Source organism: Paenibacillus sp. PvR098, assembly GCF_017833255.1.
Classification (GTDB): Bacteria; Bacillota; Bacilli; order Paenibacillales; family NBRC-103111; genus Paenibacillus_G.
On sequence record NZ_JAFIBU010000001.1, the window covers coordinates 3065115 to 3084416 of the forward strand.

At 52.2% G+C, this 19302-nt stretch carries 16 protein-coding genes and 1 riboswitch; of the genes, 8 read left to right on the plus strand and 8 right to left on the minus strand.

Annotated features, from left to right (window positions below):
• Positions 1-44: 44 nt before the first annotated feature.
• Positions 45-827, plus strand: a complete 783-nt coding sequence (locus JOE45_RS15245) for a nucleotidyltransferase domain-containing protein (protein WP_461479679.1) — start codon at positions 45-47, stop codon at positions 825-827.
• A gap of 88 nt (positions 828-915) precedes the next feature.
• Here JOE45_RS15245 and JOE45_RS15250 read toward each other — a convergent pair whose 3' ends face one another.
• From JOE45_RS15250 to JOE45_RS15270, 5 genes are all read right to left on the minus strand, one after another.
• Positions 916-1356: a Dps family protein gene (locus JOE45_RS15250; RefSeq protein WP_210019436.1), complete on the minus strand. Its 441-nt coding sequence runs from the start codon at positions 1354-1356 to the stop codon at positions 916-918.
• A gap of 37 nt (positions 1357-1393) precedes the next feature.
• A complete protein-coding gene (locus JOE45_RS15255; protein ID WP_210019435.1) occupies positions 1394-2848 on the minus strand; it encodes a catalase in 1455 nt (484 codons plus the stop codon).
• 130 nt (positions 2849-2978) lie between these two features.
• A complete protein-coding gene (locus tag JOE45_RS15260; protein WP_210019434.1) occupies positions 2979-3782 on the minus strand; it encodes a winged helix-turn-helix domain-containing protein in 804 nt (267 codons plus the stop codon).
• On the minus strand, positions 3761-4153 hold the full coding sequence (locus JOE45_RS15265; protein ID WP_210019433.1) for a Fur family transcriptional regulator: 393 nt from the start codon (positions 4151-4153) through the stop codon (positions 3761-3763). The genes JOE45_RS15260 and JOE45_RS15265 overlap by 22 nt, the downstream gene beginning before the upstream one ends.
• Before the next feature lie 246 nt (positions 4154-4399).
• Positions 4400-4876, minus strand: a complete 477-nt coding sequence (locus tag JOE45_RS15270) for a YwhD family protein (RefSeq protein WP_461480190.1) — start codon at positions 4874-4876, stop codon at positions 4400-4402.
• 222 nt (positions 4877-5098) lie between these two features.
• On the opposite strand from JOE45_RS15270, the gene JOE45_RS15275 reads away from it, so the two are divergent.
• The 3 genes from JOE45_RS15275 (at position 5099) to JOE45_RS15285 (ending at position 9000) form a co-directional block, all read left to right on the plus strand.
• The gene (locus JOE45_RS15275) at positions 5099-7306 is read left to right on the plus strand and encodes a M1 family metallopeptidase (RefSeq protein WP_210019431.1); all 2208 of its coding nucleotides are present in this window, start codon (positions 5099-5101) and stop codon (positions 7304-7306) included.
• Between the two features lie 14 nt (positions 7307-7320).
• Positions 7321-8133 carry a hypothetical protein gene (locus tag JOE45_RS15280; protein ID WP_210019430.1) on the plus strand — a complete coding sequence of 271 codons (813 nt, stop codon included), beginning with the start codon at positions 7321-7323 and terminating at the stop codon, positions 8131-8133.
• A 248-nt stretch (positions 8134-8381) separates the two neighbouring features.
• Positions 8382-8522: riboswitch (cyclic di-AMP (ydaO/yuaA leader) on the plus strand.
• 4 nt (positions 8523-8526) lie between these two features.
• A complete protein-coding gene (locus JOE45_RS15285) occupies positions 8527-9000 on the plus strand; it encodes a C40 family peptidase (RefSeq protein ID WP_245247008.1) in 474 nt (157 codons plus the stop codon).
• Between the two features lie 336 nt (positions 9001-9336).
• Here the strand turns inward: JOE45_RS15285 and JOE45_RS15290 are convergent, their stop codons facing one another.
• Positions 9337-10173 carry a sulfurtransferase gene (locus JOE45_RS15290; protein ID WP_210019429.1) on the minus strand — a complete coding sequence of 279 codons (837 nt, stop codon included), beginning with the start codon at positions 10171-10173 and terminating at the stop codon, positions 9337-9339.
• Positions 10174-10373: 200 nt separating this feature from the next.
• On the opposite strand from JOE45_RS15290, the gene JOE45_RS15295 reads away from it, so the two are divergent.
• Positions 10374-10739, plus strand: coding sequence for a GNAT family N-acetyltransferase (locus tag JOE45_RS15295; protein WP_348632543.1), 366 nt, complete (start codon positions 10374-10376; stop codon positions 10737-10739).
• Positions 10740-10769: 30 nt separating this feature from the next.
• On the opposite strand, the gene JOE45_RS15300 is transcribed toward JOE45_RS15295, so the two are convergent.
• Both JOE45_RS15300 and JOE45_RS15305 read right to left on the minus strand, forming a co-directional pair.
• Entirely contained in the window at positions 10770-11072 is a 303-nt protein-coding gene (locus JOE45_RS15300) for a 4a-hydroxytetrahydrobiopterin dehydratase (RefSeq protein WP_210019427.1), read from the minus strand.
• 11 nt (positions 11073-11083) lie between these two features.
• Positions 11084-11377, minus strand: a complete 294-nt coding sequence (locus JOE45_RS15305; RefSeq protein WP_210019426.1) for a hypothetical protein — start codon at positions 11375-11377, stop codon at positions 11084-11086.
• Positions 11378-11557: 180 nt separating this feature from the next.
• On the opposite strand from JOE45_RS15305, the gene JOE45_RS15310 reads away from it, so the two are divergent.
• From JOE45_RS15310 to JOE45_RS15320, 3 genes are all read left to right on the plus strand, one after another.
• Positions 11558-13159, plus strand: coding sequence for an SWIM zinc finger family protein (locus tag JOE45_RS15310; protein ID WP_210019425.1), 1602 nt, complete (start codon positions 11558-11560; stop codon positions 13157-13159).
• A complete protein-coding gene (locus tag JOE45_RS15315; protein WP_210019424.1) occupies positions 13147-16044 on the plus strand; it encodes a DEAD/DEAH box helicase in 2898 nt (965 codons plus the stop codon). The genes JOE45_RS15310 and JOE45_RS15315 overlap by 13 nt, the downstream gene beginning before the upstream one ends.
• A gap of 356 nt (positions 16045-16400) precedes the next feature.
• Entirely contained in the window at positions 16401-19301 is a 2901-nt protein-coding gene (locus JOE45_RS15320) for an ATP-binding protein (protein ID WP_210019423.1), read from the plus strand.
• Position 19302 lies beyond the last annotated feature (1 nt).

Sequence of the window (19302 nt, forward strand, 5' to 3'; positions counted from 1 at the left end):
AAAGCAACAGACGTGCAGAGCAAAGGAGGCCCACGATGCCTACCATACACGATGAGATCCTTGATGCATTAAGGCATATAGAGCTAACCCATCAGGTTCGTGTGCTTTACGCCTGCGAGTCAGGCAGCCGCGCTTGGGGAGTTCCTTCTCGCGACAGCGATTATGACGTCAGATTCATCTATATTCATCCGTCCGACTGGTACTTATCCATCGACGAAGGCGGCGATGTGATCGAGCTGCCGGTTCATGATCGGCTCGACATCAGCGGGTGGGATATTCGCAAGGCGCTCCGGTTGTTCCGCAAGTCGAATCCGTCCATGCTGGAATGGCTGCAGTCCGATATCGTATATGCGGAAAGCGGCAGTGCCGCAGAACGCATTCGCAGCCTGATGCCAGCTGTATTTTCGCCGCGGACTTGCGTGCAGCATTATTTGAACATGGCCAGGAACAACTTCCGGACTGAGCTGCAGAAAGATGCGGTGAAAGTTAAATCATATTTTTATGTGCTTCGCCCGATTCTGGCTTGTCTGTGGATCGAACGATTGGGTACTGTGCCCCCCGCTTCATTATGTGCTTTACAGGAGGCGATCCTGCCCAAAGGCGAGCTGTCCCGCGAGATAGAACGCCTCACGACGCGGAAAATGGCGGGAGAAGAGCTCGACTTAGAGCCCGAAGCTAAACAGCTCCTTCACCATTTTATCCACTCGGAAATCGAGCGAATGCAAACGGCCTCCGAAACTTTCGGTAAAGCGGCAGCGGCAGATCCCACAACTCAGCTGGACATATTATTCCGGGAGCTGCTTCAGGAAAACGCACAACTGCGATGAATCTTATTTCCCTTTCTACATCAGCAGACTCTAGCTAAAGCTGAAAAAGAGGGGTATGAAGACACCCCTCTGAATCACACTTCTATGCTTATTTGCCGAGAAACGAATTTAGCATCCACACATGCTTTTCGAGACTGGCATGAATGCCGAGCAGCAGGTCGCCAGTCGTTTCATCCTTCTCTGATTCAGCCAGCTTCATACCTGTTTTCAATTCCCCTACGACGATTTCGAAATCATCAACGATCGATCTGACCATCTGTTCAGCGGTCTCTTGGCCTGTTGCATCCCCGACGGAGGCCTGTGCCAAGTAGCCCTTCATCGTAGCGACTGGCTGACCGCCCAGCGCCAACAGGCGTTCGGCAAGCACATCCACATGTGCTGCTGCTTCCGTATAGAGCTCTTCGAATTTGGCATGCAGGGTAAAAAATTGCTGCCCCTTAACATACCAATGATAATTATGAAGCTTAACGAACAAGACGGACCAATTGGCGATTTGTCTATTCAGCGTTTCATGTAAGGTTAGCTGCATAAAATGATTCCTCCCCTTCTCTTATTTATTTTTTTATTTAGTTTTTCGGAATAAATCCGCTGATGTCGATACCGAGTCCTTGCGCGAGTCTCATGCCGTACTCCCGGTCTGCGCGGAAGAAGTTGCACACGGCACGCAATTGAATATTTTCATCGGTTTGCTTCAAATCATTCACCAGATTGCTGATCAAATGATCGCGCTCCTGCTCGGAGAAGCTGCGGTAGCGTTCACCTGCCTGCGTAAAGTCATCGGTTTTGTCTATGCGCTGACGACCCGCTTCACCATGAAGCGGAGAGCGGCTCTCTACATACTCCGGAGCTTCCTTAGGGCTTTCCTCGAAGCTATTCGGTTCGTAGTTGACTGGGCTCGGATCCTGCTTCACATTCATCAAGCCATCTCTTTGATGATTTCGTACCGGAGCATATGGGCAATTGACCGGGATCTGCAAGTAATTGGCTCCAAGACGATAGCGCTGAGTATCCGGATAGGAGAACAGTCTGCCTTGGAGAAGCTTATCTTCCGACGGCTCGATACCGGGCACCAGAACGCTCGGCGCGAATGCGGACTGCTCCACCTCTGCAAAATAGTTTTGCGGATTCTGGTTCAACGTCATAGTGCCGACCTTGTTCAGAGGATACATATCCTCCGGCCATACTTTCGTCGGATCCAGCGGATCGAACGCAAAGCGGTCCACATGCTCGACCGGCATCATCTGCACATAAAGCTCCCACTGCGGAAAATTCCCTTTTTCAATGTTATCGAACAAATCACGGGTAGCGTGGTTAAAGTCGCCGCCCTGTACTTCACGCGCCTCGTCAGCCGACAAATTCACGACACCCTGTAGCGACTTCCATTGATATTTAACATAAACGACCTTACCTTCTGCATTCACCCACTTGAAGGCGTGAACACCAAAGCCGTCCATTTGCCGATAGTTCGCGGGAGTCCCGTTATCGGAGAACACCCAAGTCATCATATGTGTAGATTCAGGTGATAAGGTCATGAAATCCCAATACCTCGCCGGATCTTGAATGTTCTTGTCCGGGGCAGGCTTCAAGGAATGAACCATGTCCGGGAACTTAATCGCATCGCGGATAAAGAACACCGGCAGATGATTGCCTACCAAATCGTAATTGCCTTCCTCTGTGTAAAACTTAACGGAAAATCCACGGGGATCGCGGGCCGTTTCCGGTGACCCGGTACCATGGATAACTGTCGAGAATCTTACAAGCACCGGCGTCTCCTTTCCTGCCTCCTGCAGAAAGTGAGCCTTCGTGTACGGTTTCATGCTAGCTTCTGTCCGGAATACCCCGTGAGCTCCTGCACCGCGGGCATGAACAACACGCTCCGGAATACGTTCGCGGTCAAAGTGAGCAAGCTTCTCAAGTAAATGATAATCGTCCAGCAGTGCAGGTCCCCGTTGTCCAGCCGTTCTCGAGTTCTGATTATCCCCTACCGGTGCACCTTGATTTGTCGTCAGTTTGTTATTCATATCAAGCAACTCCTTATATTTAAATTTAGACTTAATTTAAATCTTGATATGATAATAACATGCTCAGATGGACAAATCATGATATTCAGATGAAGGTTAGATGAAGAAATGATGAAGTCAATTCTGCTTCTTACTCATCTGCCAGACGGTAACCAACACCTCTCACCGTAGAAATATACCGAGCAACACCAGCGGAATCGCCAAGTTTTTTCCTCAAGCTTTTCACATGAACATCCACTACGTTGCTACCGCCAAAATACAAGCTCCCCCATACCTGATTGAGAATGTCCTCCCGCGAAAGCACCGCGCCCTCCGATTGAAGGAGAAGCAGCAGCAGCTCATATTCCGTCTTCGTTAAATCAAGCCGTGCCTGGCCCCGATACGCAGACATTTTTCTGGAATCGATCGTCAAATCTTTATACGCAAACTGGCCGAAAGAAACGGCAGCTCCTGCTCCGACATCGGATTCCGGAGCTCCTTGGCTTATATGCCGTACGATCTCTGCTATGTCTTTTACAGGCCAGCTTATAAATTCAGCCGCTGATACCAATGCCTCTCCTGCCTCCGGTTCCCCATCCACCAAAAAAAGAAGGCGGGGCTGCCGATAGGGATGGGAGAATAATGAAATTGCATGCTGCGCGTCCCTCTCCACTTCTTGAGATGCCGTCAAATCATAGACGACCGAATTCACGGAAAGCTCCTTCATCATCTGGGGATCATAGCGGTGAAACACAAGAACGTCGAAACATTCCGAGGTCAGCCTTCCAATCAATTCGCCCAATCGATTCGGGAACGGACTAATCACAATCACTCTTTGCGTGCGGTCGCATACGCTCCCCGTAATACCCGGATTCCATGAATCCTCCTGCCGTAATCCGCTTTGGTTCGTATTCACAAGATTAGGGGATGGCTTTACGCCTTGAGCTGCGCGCATGTGCCGCACACCCCTTCAAACACGACATGGAAATAGTTGATGCTGTATTTCGTCTCCTTCTCCACCGCCGTAATCCATGCGGTCGGCGTCGGATTCAGCACTTCATCCACCCGCCCGCACTGTCTGCAGACGATATGATGATGATCATCCATTCTAGCATCATAACGGCTCGCCGTTTCCCCCAGCTTGAGCTCGCGAAGCAGTCCGACATCTGTCAAATACTTAAGCGAGTTATATACCGTGGCGTAGGCGAATTGCTGGCCCTGTAACCTAAGTCTCTCCATCACTTCCGCGGCCGTCGGATGACCGTCGTCATATTGAATCGCTTCAAGTACCGCTTTACGCTGCGCAGTTAAATTGATCTTATTCATAGGTCTCAATCCTTTATTTTAAATTTAGATTTAGTATAAATCTTATATGGGTATTGGTCAACCGGATGGCATACAAACATCTCTGGACTTTTCCTCAGGGAAAGTCATTTAACGGTTCCCCGGACAACACAAAAAGGCAGACCAATGGTCTGCCTTTTTGCTGTCCTAGTATATAGTGCATATACTAGGCACTAGTATACATCGTTATAGCAGGTCGTTCAATGACCGTCACATAATGTACAAAATTTACGAAAGCGCTTCTTTGAGTTCCGCTTCAGAGCGTTCCCACATACCGGGATCGTTCTCAATCATCAGCTTTTTAAGAGCAGCCTTCTCTTCTTCTCCAAGGTTATCGAGCATAATGCGGCGCTTTAATGCATAATCCATCCGATTCACATGGTCAGCGAGAACTTTCCACCCTTTGCGCGCCTCCGGATCTACCGTCATTTCGCAAGAAGTGACTCCGGCATAGTACTTGCCGTCCTCCTTAAAGTCCACCGCCACCCAAACGATCCAGCAAGGGCGGCCGTTAGGGACCTCATCCTTGTTCGTCGTGAACTTGATCCCTTTCTCCACCTTGCTCTTGGCGTGCAGCGCCCCCAGATCAAGGTAAGCTTCTCCTTCGTCAATGATGACGCAGGACAATTGGCTCAGGTCGATCGAGCCCTGCCCAAAGCCGCGGTGCTTCGTTTCTTTACTGCTAACGATATTGAGCGAAGGCATTTTTTTCTTTTCATTTATATCCACAAGGCACCATCCTATCTCCATGTATTCAAAGTCCCGTAAGGACGATCTCATTCATTATTATTGTAGCTAAAGTATTAGAGCATGTAAATAAACGGAGACGAGTCCTTCCAAAATACCCTCGAGGGAAAAAGGCAGATATAATCCTCGTCCCACAAACATATACATGCTGTAGATGCTTGTCAACGGGGTGAATATGGGATGAAAAAACAAATCGGCAGCCCAATCGTATCATGGGGCCTACTTATGATCATCGCTTGCGGCGCCACACTGCTTACGAATGCCCTGCTATCGGCAGACTCCCGGTCAGATGCGCCCGCCTCCGGGTGGAAGCTGTCCGCAGAAGCCGCTTACCCTGCCGCGTTCCCTGCCGAAGGGAGACTTGATCCGCTCGTCCTGAAGCCCATAAGGTCGGCTGCTGGGCACTCCGTCGTCGAAGCGCCCGAATGGCCTTCATCCAGAGGACAAGCGGACGGCTCATCTACGGGCATTTTTTTGCCGACGGCAAACGCACAGCCGGTTAGCGGACGGCTTACGGAACCGGCGGCTCCTCCGCCCGCGCCGCCCAGCCTGCCGGTAAAGCCGGTCGAAAAACCGGCACCGAAGCCGTTATCCAACCGCATCGTCGAATACCATCTGAATGTAGAGCTGGATGCTGAAGGCAAGCTGATTAAAGGCACATCATCGCTGACATGGAAAAACCCCGGCAGTCAGCCGGTACAGGAGCTTTATTTTCACCTGTACCCGAATGCATTCGAGTCGAAGAAAACGACGTTCATGAAGGAATCCGGCGGGAAGCTGCGAGACGACGCCAGTAAGGAAGGCAGCTTCGGCGGCATGACGGTTAGTTCCATCCAGGCGCTTGACGGTGCCGAGACAGAGCTGATCGACCGGATCGAGTACATCCGGCCGGATGACGGCAATAAGGATGACAACACCTTGATTAGGGTACCGCTTCCGAAGCCCGTCATGCCGGGCGATAAAGTAAACCTGCGCACGCAATTTTCCGTGAAGCTGCCGCAGGTCTTTGCCAGAATGGGCTATGCGAACGATTTCGTGATGGCAGGACAATGGTTCCCCAAGGTAGCCGTATATGAACCCAAAGGCACCCGCGGGCGGACTGTTGAGGGTTGGAATTTGCATCAGTATCACGGAAACTCAGAGTTTTATGCGGATTTTGGTATTTTTGACGTTAGGATTAAGGTGCCCTCCAATCACAAGGTAGCGGCCACCGGTTTCCCGACCAAGCCCGTCTCCGATGACGGCAAAACGAAAACGTATACGTTCTACTCCGATGATGTACATGATTTTGCTTGGGCTGCTTCACCGCATTTTGTATACCATGAAGAACCATACGCTACGCCTCACCTGCCTGGTGTCCGCATCAAGCTGTATCTCGACCCGAAGCATGAGCACCTGAAAGTCCGTTACATGACAGCCGCCAAAAAAGCGCTCGCCCGGTATTCCCAGTGGTACGGCAGTTATCCCTATAACACACTGTCGATCGTCGTGCCGCCGGAAGAGGGGAACGGGGCCGGTGGGATGGAGTACCCGACGCTGATTACAGCATGGGGCGCCGCCGAAGAGAATCCGAGTCTGGAGCTGGAAAGGGTTGTGGTGCATGAGATCGGCCACCAATTCTTTTATGGCATGGTCGCCAGCAATGAATTTGAAGAGGCGTGGCTGGACGAAGGCTTTACTTCCTATATAGAAGACAAACTAATGGAGGCGGAATACGGCGTTCGTCCGAATCTGCTCGTGGAATCAAGCTACATCACAAATCCCGCAGCGCTGCAGAAGAACGCCTGGAGCTATGACGGACACCATCATTATGCCGAGAACGTGTATACCCGAGCCAAACTGGTACTGAAGGCGATCGAGCGGCAGGTCGGTCCCGAGACGATGGATAAGATCCTGCGCACCTACTTTCAGCGTTGGAAATTCAAGCACCCGACCACGACGGATTTTCAACAGGTGGTGGAGGATGTGACCCAAACCAGCTGGAAGCCGTTTTTTGACCAGTATGTCTATAATGGAATGATGGTCGACTACGCCGTAACCGGCATCAAAGTGCAGAAAGTGACGGACAAGGGCCAAACCTACTATGAGAACAGCGTGCAGCTGAGTAAGCTTGGCGGCACCTATCACAACGTACCGATCCGGTTCTATTTTGCCGATGGAACACAGCTCGATAAAACCTGGGACGGCGCGGACAGCGAGGTCATCATGAAGCTGAATCACACGGCTCCGCTGACGTGGGTGGCCATTGACCCGGAGCACTCCATCGTACTGGAGAACAAGCGGATCAACAGCTTTATGAAAACGGAAGTCGATACGAGGCTTTCGGTACGTCTGAACGTGGGAATTGTAAAAATTCTGGAGACCTTGTTCGGCTGGGTCGCATGGTGAGGTGATTGAGGAACATGTGGAACTGGATCAAAACGGGCTGGACCATGGCCTGGCAGCAGCCTTTTGCCGTCTTTGCTCTCTTTGTATACAATCTCATCTGGGGTATCGCGCTGTATAAGCTCATTCAATCCGTTGTCCTCCCTCTGCTCCATCGTTATCCGGGGAACGATCTGCCCGTGACAGCTTCACAGCTCTTCTGGGTGGAAGGTCATTTTCAAATCATGAAGACGGATCTGCTGGAGCCGTATTTGTGGTGGGGACTCCTCCTGCTAATCTTAAGAATGCTGCTCCATCCGATGCTGAATGCGGGTGTGTATTACTCGCTTCGACATCGGGAGCTGAATGCAGGCTACCGATTCGTCGAGGGGGTCCGAACGCTGGCCCTCCCCTTCCTCGGTCTCTATGTGATACAGCTCGTCCTTACGCTTCTCCCGCTCTATTGGCTGATCCCTTATACAATGGAGCAGTACGGACAACAAGCTTCCTATGTTTCCTTAGGAAAGGCGCTCGCGCCGGCGCTCGCCGCCTACATCATCTATTGGTTTGTTCTCCAGCTTCTTTTCCTATTCCTTCAGATCGGGAAGACCGAAGGCAAGTCCGTAGTCTATACTCTTCTGTTTGTGATTCGCCATCTGCCCGTCATTATGCTTGCTGCACTCGCCGTAACAGGCATAACCTTAGCGGTGTCGGCCGCTGTGATGGCTTCCGCGTTCTTCTGGGCCGGCTTCTTGGCCCTGATCGGGTTACAAGCGTATCGGCTGGCACAAATGTTCTTCAAAATATGGGCCATTGGCACGCAGTATGCGCTGTGGACAGAAAAAGCGTAAGAAATATACTATTGAAAGAATGCAAAAGCACCGGTTATTCTGAACCGGTGCTTTGTTATGTCTAAAACTGCGTAAATAACGGATCAAGAGAGTGCAGCAGTATTATCTTTCTTCCATGTACACCATTTCATATCCCGTATTCAATTAAACAAAAAAGTTTCACTTTAAACATCCAATTTGTGTCAATTTTGTGACACCGGAAGGAAATGCGCGCTTATGCTCGAATATATTTACTCAGAATCAAAAAAATGAAAATTTTGCCGAATTTCTGTTTTAGGAAAACGGGGGATCCATAAATCTGGGTGAATTGATCTCGACCTCGTCAGTGATCATAGGGAACCTTCAACCGAACCCTTCAGCTAACCTCGTAGGCACCGGAAGGGGAAACTTTGTTTGAAGAAGAAGCTTGTAGGTTTTACACTTTCTTTGGCTATGTTTTGCACGGTTTCGGTGGGCAGCGCATTCGCTGAAACCCCACTAAGCGCAGCGGTAAACGCAGGTTTGGGATCGCCTTACAAATGGGCTGGCACCACGACCAACGGCTTTGATTGCTCCGGCTATACTTCTTGGGTGTTCGACAAGTTCGGTATCGATCTGTCGCGTTCCTCCAAGAGCCAAGCCCAAGAAGGGCAATGGGTAGCCGAAGATCAGCTTCGTCCCGGGGACCTCGTGTTCTACAATACGGACGGTAAAGGGATTTCTCATGTAGGCGTGTATGTGGGAGGCGGCAAGTTCTACCACTCCGCTACAAACAAAGGCGTTACGATTACTGAAATGAGTGAATCTTACTACGACAATCGCTATGTGACGGCCCGACGGATTTTGTCGGACGAGCAGTATCAGCGGTTAATGACCGACGCCAAGTAATACGGTCAACGGATTCGCAATGAACGTTCGAAAGCCCTCAGTGTTTAGCCCGACCACATCGTTCGCAGAGAAATGGACGAATCGGACGGACAAGCCTGTAGGGCTTTCTGTTTTACTGAAAAGATACCAGATCTGGCCGTAAAGGGGCGAGTGAGCCGACTGCTGGCGGAGCATCCGGTGGAGGAATTCGTGAACCATTGATCGGTATCACGAGGAGCGGGCACAACACAAACCGGTGCGTAAACTGCGAAAAGGAACACAAAGAGGACTATAACAGACCGCCAAACGGCAGCCTGCATAGTCCTCTTATCCGTGAATGACTCGGAATTCCCGCTCTTACTCTCTCCCCGTCGCCACCGGATTATCCTTGTAGCTAACCCAGTCGCTCCAGCTGCCGGCGTACAGCTTCACGTTGTTGAAGCCGGCCTCGCTAAACGCCAGCACGTTCGGGCACGCCGTCACACCCGAGCCGCAGTAGACAATAAGTTCATCTGCGCTGCGCAAGTCTGCGAACCTTGCCTCCTGCTCCGAGGCATCCTTCCATCCTCCTGCGGCTTGCAATCCTTCCTTCCAGAAATACGGCTTTGCTCCCGGAATATGTCCGGCGACCGGATCAATCGTTTCTTCCATTCCAAGATAACGCTTCTCTTCTCGGGAGTCCACAAGGACGGTGCCTTGACGCCCTATCCGCTCTTTCACCTGCTCCACATTCACCAGCATCTCGCTGCGCACCTTTGGCGTAAATACGGCCTGCTGCTCCACGGGCAGTTCCTCCGTTACGGGATACCCCGCTTCCTTCCACTCCGAATAGCCCTTATCCAGAATGTACACCTTATCATGACCGAGGAAGGTCAGCAGCCACCACAACCGCGACGCCATCGCGCCGCCTTGATCATCGTAAGCGACAACCACGCAATTCTCATGGATGCCCGCCCGGCCAAGCTTTGCAGCAAGTTCCTGAAGATCGGGAAGCGGATGCCTTCCTCCGTGCTTTTCTTTCGGACCGGATAAATCGCGCTCCAGATCAAAATAATACGCTCCGCAAATATGGTCTATTTCATAGCTTTGTCTACCGGCTTCAGGCTGGCTCAGTACAAAGCGGCAGTCCGCTATCACCACATGGTCTTGGATTCCTTGCTCAAACAACCATTCTTGACTCACTACATGCTTCAAATCCAATCACTTCCTTTGATGGGATGATATGCTGTATAGTTATCAGTATACACCGGAAGGGAGGAGCTGAAAAGAAAGTGATACACAACGAACCCCCAGTCTTTCAATTAGTTCCGCTTACTGAGGCGCAATGCCGTGACATATGCAGTTGGACCTATCCGCCACCTTATGATTCATACCACTTTCGACCGTGGCAAATTATGTTTTCCGCACAAGAGGAATTCGCCGATTCTGAAATTCGCGCAAACCAGTACCGTGCTGTGCTAGACTCGGACGGTGTGCTCAGCGGGTTTGCACAATTTTTTCCCATTGAGGGCGTTACACGGTTAGGTCTGGGCATGCGTCCCCATTTATGCGGATTAGGAAAGGGAATCCATTTTGTAAGAGCCATTGTAGAGGAAGCCAGACGGCTGTCCCCGCAAAACCAACTCGACCTTGAGGTAATGACTTGGAACGAAAGAGCGATCCGCGTATATGCACGGGCTGGTTTTATCATCACCGACACCTATGAACGGATGACTCCCACCGGAACCGGCGAATTCCACTGTATGGTATGGCCCGAATAAGGACGACTAGAAAAGAAAACGCTCATCGATTCATTGTCCAAAGACTGTATAAGCCGCATCGTACCTCTGAGCACTGGCGAAGTCAAGTTTCGTAAGACCCCCTGCGCTCCACGAAGTGAGACGCAGCGTCACCATCCGATAATCGATGGAGATCATCGGATGGTGATTCAGTTCCTCCGCGATCCGGGCCACCTCACCCACGAACCCGATACTGTCCATGAAGGACGGGAAACGGTACTTTCTAGCGATCCATTTGCCCCCTTCTTCTATTGCCCAACTCCCCACTTGCTCCAGACGGACATTCACTTCCTCTTCGGTCAGCTTCTCGTTCATGCCCTTCCCTCCTACACTAAATGGATCACCCTGGTCATCGTTTCGCCGTGGTCCATTCGGATCAAATGCCGCTTCGAGTCATGCGTGACCACACAATTTCCGATGCTCATCTGCGTCTCTACCCCCAATCCGTAGAACAGATCGTCTGCCAACGTCTTCATGCAATCCTTCCGTTCCGCCGCGCTCATCCCGTCCCAATCCTCTGCCGTCATCTCCAGAAATTCATAGCAGCCATCAATTCCCTGCAGCGCGTCAGTAAAATCGATAATGATGTCGCTGTACTCCCTTCCGAACTTAATGCCCATTTGGCCATCTATCCCTTCCCCGTGGTAAATTCCCCTTTTGCCTCATTGTACTCAGAAACACCATCCTCCCGCAACCGATAACAAGCCAACAAAAAACATTTGTCCCAACCAATTTTCCACGCATTCGCATGCAAAATCTGGTACACTATAAGGATAGACAAAACACGCGGAGGGCGAAACATGCTCAAGCTGCAGATTCCGAAAAATCGAATAAAAGAGCTGACCCGGCATCTGCAGAGCGATTTTGAACTCGCACAGCTTGAACGCGGATGGGAGTACTTTCACAAAGGCCGTGTAACCGAGATTGAGCTGAAGCACGGCGTGGAAGTGCATGCTTTGGTGCGCGGGACGAAAGCCTACGAGGTCATTCTCGACATGGACAATTTCGGCAAAAGCGAATGCAGCTGTCCGGATGGAGAGAACTGCAAGCATATGGCCGCAGTTGTTTTTGCTCTGTACGCCCCTTATGCGCGGCCCGAGCTGCTCCTGCAGCAGTTGAAGCAAGCTATTCTCGTGCGCAGCCGTCAACAGCAGACGCGAACGGTCACCCGCGCAGCGGAGAAACGGCAGCAGGACCGGCTCGATCCGCCCACGGCGAACGAAAGCCCTGCGCAATGGCAGCGGTTTTTCGAGCAGCAGTTTTACGGCTTCTCGCTGTCTCAGCAGCATTCGATCGAGCTGTTCCACAGCGCAGCCAAAGAAAAGCTTGCGCCATACGGCGAGCGCTGGAAATCTCCTCTCAAGGAACTTTACGCCTTGCATTTGCTGCTGTTCATCATGCGAAAAATCGAGCAGTTTTATCAGGAGACCAAAACATCGTATCTTTCTTATTATATTGAAACCGGCTGTAAAACGGTCGGAAGGCAGTGCCAAGAGGATCTGCTGCGTCTCACGCCAAAGCTGGATGTAGATGCTTTGACCCAAAGCTATGCTGCGCAGTGGAAAGAGACCCTCAGCCTGATTTCGGAGGCCGCTCTGCCCGGAAAGGATTCTCCCCTGTCCTGGCCTACCGTGTACCGAAGCGTTTGGTGGCGGATGACGAACCACGCTTCGTGGATTGCAGAGGAACGGGCCCGGCTGCAGCGTATGCTGAAAGCAAAGGACCTGAGGCCAAAGCGTAAGGATGCGTTGCTGATGGCGGAAGCACACTTTGCCGTCATCGAAGGGAATGACGAAGCCGCCAGGCAGCAAATGGAGCAGCTTAGCAAGCGTGAAGCGCGGGATTTCTTCTTGTATTTGCATCATTGCTACGAGGAGCAGGCCTGGGATCGTATGCTCGCATGGCTCCGATGGCTGCTACCGGTTGTACAGCGCGCCCAGCAGGAGGAATTGCGGCAGTTCTGCCAATATTGGATGGAAGCCGTAGGACGACAAACGGACGATGCCGAGTGGGTATCCGTTATGGTAGCGCTGCTGCCGCGCACATACCACTTCTATACTGCGTATTTGCTAAAAGCCCAGCGGTACAAAGCATGGATCGATTTGCAATTGTCCAACCGCGTCTCCCCGATGAACCTGTACTCACTTGATCTCCAAACGGTGGAGAAGCAGGATCCGGCACTTATGCTGCCGCTGTATCACCATGCGGTGGAGCGGTGCATTGCTGAGAAGAACCGCACCGCTTACAAAAGCGCGACCAATATGCTCAAGAAACTGAACACTCTTTACAAAAAACTGGACCGCCTGAAAGACTGGGAGGATTACATCTACCGCCTGACAGTAAAATACTCTCGCCTCCGCGCACTGCAGGAAGAGCTGAGGAAAGGAAAATGGATTCCATGATCGATACGGGGAACATCAACGTGAATGTGCGGTGGGCTCCTCAAGGCGGGTTTTTCCTTTGGGGCGCCCGGTATAACGGCGGCATCTGCGACGCTTACGACCTTCGCGACTGGTTGTTTGCCTGGCACGCGCCTTCCTTCTACGGCACGTTCATCGAGGTAACCGAATCGATGAATATGGAAGGCGTACTGCTTCCTTCGCTGGAAGCGCTAGACTATATGGCGGCTCCGAGCTACGTGCAGCACCAACGGCTGGATTTCAGCCGCGACCTTGAGGAGCTGACGCGGCTGGCGCCTGCCGTCAAAGAGGCACTGACGCAGGGACGCTTTATGCCTGATTTCGCCAAATGGAAAGCGGGCGAACTGGGCTGGAAGCTGCAGCTGCCCGAAGAAGAGTCCGCCCTGGCGGCCTCGCCGGTGGCGCAGCAGTGGATGGACCAGCTTATTCCCGACTGGATCGAAGCAGACGGGGTGATGCGCCAGAGCCTGGAGCAACTCGAACGTTCCTTTCCGCTGCTGTCCAGCGGCAAGGAAGCAGTTGATCTCTGGATGGACGAGGAGGATTGGCTCATTTCTATCGGTTGGCAGTCCGATGGCACGCCCTTCCGGACATGCCTGAAGCTTGAAGAGCCCGCGGTTTCCGGCGGCGCTTGGCCGCTGCGCGTCGTGCTGCAGGACCGAGGCGACAAGGACGTGCAGTACGAGATGGCTCCCACGGACCTCGGGGCACTGGCTGCCGCAGAGCCTGACGCCGCTATCGCCGAGGCGCTGCCTGAGGCATGGCGCGAGCATCTCGGCCGGGCTGTACGCGACGCCGAGAAGTGGGGGCGCATGCTGCCATGGCTCGCTACCGGCGAGGAAAGCTTGCGCAGCTCCCTCACGCCGGATGAGGCATGGGAACTGCTTGTGAAGGGCAGCCTCCGCCTTATCGAGTCGGGCTACTCCGTCTTCCTGCCCGACTGGTGGGAGCGTATCCGCAAGTGGCGTCCCCGCCTCAAAGCGAAGATCAAGTCGTCCGTAGGCGCAGGTCCGCAGCCGATGTTCGGCCTTGGTCAGCTCATGCAATTCGATTGGAAAATCGCCCTCGGAGACATCGAGTTGACGGAAGAAGAATTCCGTGAGCTGCTCGAGCAGAACCGCAGGCTGGTGCAAATTCACGGTCAGTGGGTGCAGCTCGATCCCGTTCATCTCGCTCAGCTTCAAAGCGTGATGCATCAGGTACAGAAGAACCAGGGCCTTTCTCTTCGGGATGTACTGGAGCTGCACCTGCTGGGCACAAGCGAAGGCGAAGAAGATAAGGACTTCCACCGTTCCCTGAAGATGGAGGTCGAGCTGAACGATCAGCTTCAGGAGCTGGTCAAGCTTCTGAATCATGCCAAGCGTCCACCGCTCACCGAACCGCCCGACAGCTTCCGCGGCACCTTGCGGCCTTACCAAGTGGAGGGCATTTCGTGGCTGATGTTCCTGCGGGAGTGTGGTTTGGGCGGATGCCTGGCCGACGATATGGGCCTCGGCAAAACGATTCAAATGATTACCTATCTGCTTCTCCTGCGGGAGAAACATCTGACCGAAGGCACGGCAGATCCGTCTCCCTCCCTGCTCATCTGTCCCACCTCGGTGCTCGGCAACTGGCAGAAGGAGCTCCAGCGCTTCGCTCCCGACCTGCGCGTTCATCTGCATTACGGTCCGGGTCGCGCCAAGGGCGAAACGTTCGCTGAAAGCTGCCGCGACTGCGACCTTGTGCTGACAACGTATACGCTGGCTCACTTGGACGAAACGGAGCTCGCCTCAATGCACTGGGAATCGATATGTCTGGATGAGGCGCAAAACATCAAGAACGCCTACACGAAGCAGGCGGCATCCATCCGTAAGCTGACAGGACGGCACCGAATCGCACTGACAGGCACGCCGATCGAGAATCGGCTGACCGAGCTGTGGTCGATTTTCGATTTTCTGAACCCCGGCTACCTCGGTACGCTGCGCGATTTCACACAGCGGTATGTCGGAGCCATTGAGCGGACTCAAGACCCGGAGCTTATCGCCAAGGTACAGCGGCTCATCCGCCCATTCCTGCTGCGGCGGCTAAAGAAGGATCCTTCGATCCAGCTCGATTTACCGGAAAAATACGAGTACAAAACCTATATCTCTCTTACCACAGAGCAAGCTACGCTTTACGAAACCTACATCCGTGACATGTTCGAGCGCATCGACACGATGTCGCCCATGGAGCGCCGCGGCATGATCTTGGCTGCCCTGACGAAGCTGAAGCAAATCTGCAACCATCCCGCCCTGCTCACGAAAGAATCGCCACAGTCACCATGGCGCGGACGCTCCAACAAAGTCGAACGGCTGCTGGAGATGGTTCAGGAGCTGCGGCAGGAAGGCGATAAATGTCTCATTTTCACCCAGTTCGTAGAGAGCGGCCTGCTGCTTCAGCGGGTGTTCGGGGAAGAATTAGGCGGCAAAATCCCATTCCTGCACGGTGGAAGCTCTAAAGCAGAGCGCGACCGGATGATCGAAACCTTTCAAAATGAAGCGCAGACGGACACCACAGATTCAGGCATTTTCTTGCTGTCGCTGAAGGCGGGGGGAACAGGACTCAACCTTACGGCCGCCAATCACGTGTTTCATTTTGACCGTTGGTGGAACCCGGCGGTGGAGAACCAAGCAACAGACCGCGCTTTCCGGATCGGCCAGACCCGCCACGTGCAGGTCCACAAGTTCGTCACGCTGGGGACGCTGGAGGAACGCATCGATGAGATGATCGATAAGAAGATGGGGCTCAGCCAGCAAATCGTAGGCAGCGGCGAGCAGTGGATCACGGAGTTATCAACGGACGACCTCAAGGATCTCTTCTCGCTGCGCAGCGAGTGGGTTGAGAAATAACCCTGATGAACCGTTCATACGGGCCCTCTGCTCTTAGGCTATACCATCCTCTCCGAGCCGAACTTGAATAAGACTTCCGCAAATGGAGACCGTTTTGATCCATAACATCCCGACCATGGTGCTTTATGCTGCACCATGGTCGGGATAATATAAGACCTCAGGATTCAATTCAAACTTCCTTATCCCTTCACCTGGCCAATCCATCATCGTTTCCCCTTGTCCACTCCGACTGTTCTTTATAATGAACAAATTCTGATTTCTTGCCACAAGCCAAAAAAGGAACCCCGTCGCCATTTGTCGAATTTTTACATTACCGGATAACGGATATCCATTACTTCACTAAGGTGGTTCCCTTCATGAACATAACACGATCGAAAATTTCTTTGACCTATATCATTATTACCATTTCTTTGCTTGCTCTAGTTAGCATCTCCAGCTTCATTGCTTCCAGAAACACGGAAGCCAAATTGAACTCCATCGTCAATGATATCATTCCCTTATCTAATTTGGCGCAAGAATTGTCGATCACCTTGGTCAACATGGAATCGGGCTTGCGGGGATACGAGGTCACCAGAGAAGCGCAGTATTTGCAGCCTTATGATGAAAGTAAAGCCAAGCTGAATGAGCACCTGCTGGCGATGGACAAGTATCAGAAGCAATACACTCGTCTGAACAACGTAATGGCCGGCGAAGTGATACCGCAAATTCAGCGGCTTCAAGACCATTATAGTAGCCAAATCAACTTGATTGGAAACGGACAAATGGACACGGCACTAGAACGGGTTGCTATCGGCAAAAATTTGATGGATCGTTATCGGCAAATTCATACGAAGCTGACTTCCGAAATTGAGGAAATCGCTTCGGATACTTACGATTCCGCGCGAAGCGCAGAAACAACGGCCCGCGTGATCATCACTCTGGGTGGCAGCCTTGCTCTTATTATCGGACTGTTCTCGGTATTTACTTTCATCCGGGCTAAGCGGGCAGAAGCTGCGCTTCGCAGGAGCGAAGAGTCTTACCGCTTTTTGGCGGAAAGCCTGGAAGCACAGAACGAAGAGATTATCACTCAACAGGATGAGCAGGAAGCGATCATGGTGCAGCTGTCACAGCGGGAGCACGAGCTGGAGGCCATTACCAATTATCAGGAGAAGCTGACTGGGTCGACAGACATGGAGGAATTCTTACAATCTTCCGTTCCCGCCCTACTGGAATCTTTACAGCTTGATGCCGCTATGCTCGTCATGAAATCGCCGGAAACGGAAGGAGAGGAAGCTGCTTACGAAGTGCTTTACTCCATCGGCTATCCCTCCAAACTGCAGTTATTACGTGAGAATGAGCTGTTCGGCCCGGCACTGCGGGTTCTGACGGAGAAACAGCCTCTGGATTCCACCCGAAATACCACGGAGCAGGAGCGCGGATTCCACCAAGGACTGGCGTATGCTGTCGACCGGTATTTTCCGCTGTTTAACGATCAGCAAGAAGCTGTTGGATTTCTGCTGATCACCGGATATGTTACCGAGCAAAGCGATTTGAAAGCTCGGCTAACCAAAGGGCTCATTCGCCAATTCGGGCTTGCCTTTCTGGCTCAGCAGATTAACGAAGAGCGGCGCCGTCAATCCGTCCGACTGGAGCAGCAAAGCGAGCAGCTTCAGCAAGAGAAAGGCTTGATTGAAGAGCAGCACCACCTGATTGAAAACATTTTGGAATCGACGCATGAAGGGATGATGATGTGCGATTCCGAAGGACAGTGGATGTTTGCCAACCATCGCATGGATGACTTTTTTCCTTTCAATCGCCAGAGTGGAACCCCGGTTACAGCGATCTTCCAAACCATACTGGAGACTTCTTCGGATTTCTCTTCCGTGTTTAAGTCGATTCAAGGGCTGCTTCGCGGTGAGGTGGATAGGCTGACGGAAAGATTCTCGTTCGTCGGACCGGACAACCAGCAAAGACACCTCAATCTCTACGCAACAAAGGTGGGCGATAACCGGCAGGAGGAGCAAGGCTTTCTATTCGTGTTCCGCGACCGGACTGAGGAGGAGAGGGCCGACGAAATCAAAAATGAGTTCATCAGCATCGTCTCACATGAGCTGCGTACGCCGCTTTCCAGCGTTCTCGGATTTATTGAAATTCTGCTGCACCGTCAGCTATCCCCTGAAAAGCAGCAGCGTTATTTGCAGACGATCTATAAAGAAGCGATGCGCTTATCCACGTTAATCAACGACTTTCTCGACCTTCAGCGAATGGAATCGGGGAAGCAAATTTATCATTTTGCCCCTGTCGAACTTAGAAACCTGCTTCAAGAAGTGGCGGAGCAGTGGAGGGGTAAGCAGAGCCATCAAATCATGCTTCATTTGCCAGACCATGAGGTATGGGTACGTGCGGATGCGGATCGGCTGAAGCAGGTAGGCCACAATTTAATGAGCAACGCCATCAAGTATTCCCCACACTCTGAGCAGATCGACCTGACGCTGCGGCTGGAAGGAAGACACGTTCTTATCCTCATTCAGGATTATGGGCTTGGCATACCTGAGGAAGCCAAGGACAAACTGTTCACCAGGTTTTATCGGGTCGACAATTCGGATCGCAGGCAAATTGGCGGAACGGGACTTGGGCTGGCCATCGTCCGCGAGATCGTTGAGGCGCATCAGGGTACAATCTCTTTTGAATCGGCTATGGGCCAAGGCACGACGTTTGCCGTCGAGCTCATGACCTATGAGATTCAAAGCGCCGAAGGAAGCATCATGATTCTGGAGGATGACGATAACCTGGCCCGATTGATCGGGGTGGCGCTCAGCAAGCTCCAAGTCCCGATGGTTTATGTGCGTTCTGCGGAAGAGGCTATCATCGCGCTTCACCAGATCCGGGAGCATGCACCGCTGCTTTGCATCGTGGACATTCATCTGGAGGGCTCAATGAACGGTTGGGATTTCATTGCCGAACTGTACCGTCATCCCAAGTATTACCGGACGCCGGTCATCGTCTCCACCGCATTGGAACAGCCGCAAGACTACCACGAGAAAGACATAGAGAAGTTTCTGCGCAAGCCGTTCTCCATGGAAAAACTGCTGCAGGTTGCCGATCATCTGCTGAAGCATACCAATGGGCAGCCGGCTTACATTTTTCCGGCGCAGGATGAGGAGCTCATTAAGAATACGCTTGCCATAAAAGGAATTGAAGTAGAGGAGATTACCCGCCAATCCGATCATATTCAAATTGAACCCAAAACGGCTCATAAAACGGAAGTCGAGGAATAAA

Coding starts and splice junctions, on each gene's coding strand:
- JOE45_RS15250 (WP_210019436.1), bottom strand. CDS start 1,356: ATGCAGCTAACCTTACATGAAACGCTGAATAGACAAATCGCCAATTGG.
- JOE45_RS15255 (WP_210019435.1), bottom strand. CDS start 2,848: ATGAATAACAAACTGACGACAAATCAAGGTGCACCGGTAGGGGATAAT.
- JOE45_RS15260 (WP_210019434.1), bottom strand. CDS start 3,782: ATGCGCGCAGCTCAAGGCGTAAAGCCATCCCCTAATCTTGTGAATACG.
- JOE45_RS15265 (WP_210019433.1), bottom strand. CDS start 4,153: ATGAATAAGATCAATTTAACTGCGCAGCGTAAAGCGGTACTTGAAGCG.
- JOE45_RS15270 (WP_461480190.1), bottom strand. CDS start 4,876: ATGCCTTCGCTCAATATCGTTAGCAGTAAAGAAACGAAGCACCGCGGC.
- JOE45_RS15275 (WP_210019431.1), top strand. CDS start 5,099: ATGAAAAAACAAATCGGCAGCCCAATCGTATCATGGGGCCTACTTATG.
- JOE45_RS15280 (WP_210019430.1), top strand. CDS start 7,321: ATGTGGAACTGGATCAAAACGGGCTGGACCATGGCCTGGCAGCAGCCT.
- JOE45_RS15295 (WP_348632543.1), top strand. CDS start 10,374: ATGTTTTCCGCACAAGAGGAATTCGCCGATTCTGAAATTCGCGCAAAC.
- JOE45_RS15300 (WP_210019427.1), bottom strand. CDS start 11,072: ATGAACGAGAAGCTGACCGAAGAGGAAGTGAATGTCCGTCTGGAGCAA.
- JOE45_RS15305 (WP_210019426.1), bottom strand. CDS start 11,377: ATGGGCATTAAGTTCGGAAGGGAGTACAGCGACATCATTATCGATTTT.
- JOE45_RS15310 (WP_210019425.1), top strand. CDS start 11,558: ATGCTCAAGCTGCAGATTCCGAAAAATCGAATAAAAGAGCTGACCCGG.
- JOE45_RS15315 (WP_210019424.1), top strand. CDS start 13,147: ATGGATTCCATGATCGATACGGGGAACATCAACGTGAATGTGCGGTGG.
- JOE45_RS15320 (WP_210019423.1), top strand. CDS start 16,401: ATGAACATAACACGATCGAAAATTTCTTTGACCTATATCATTATTACC.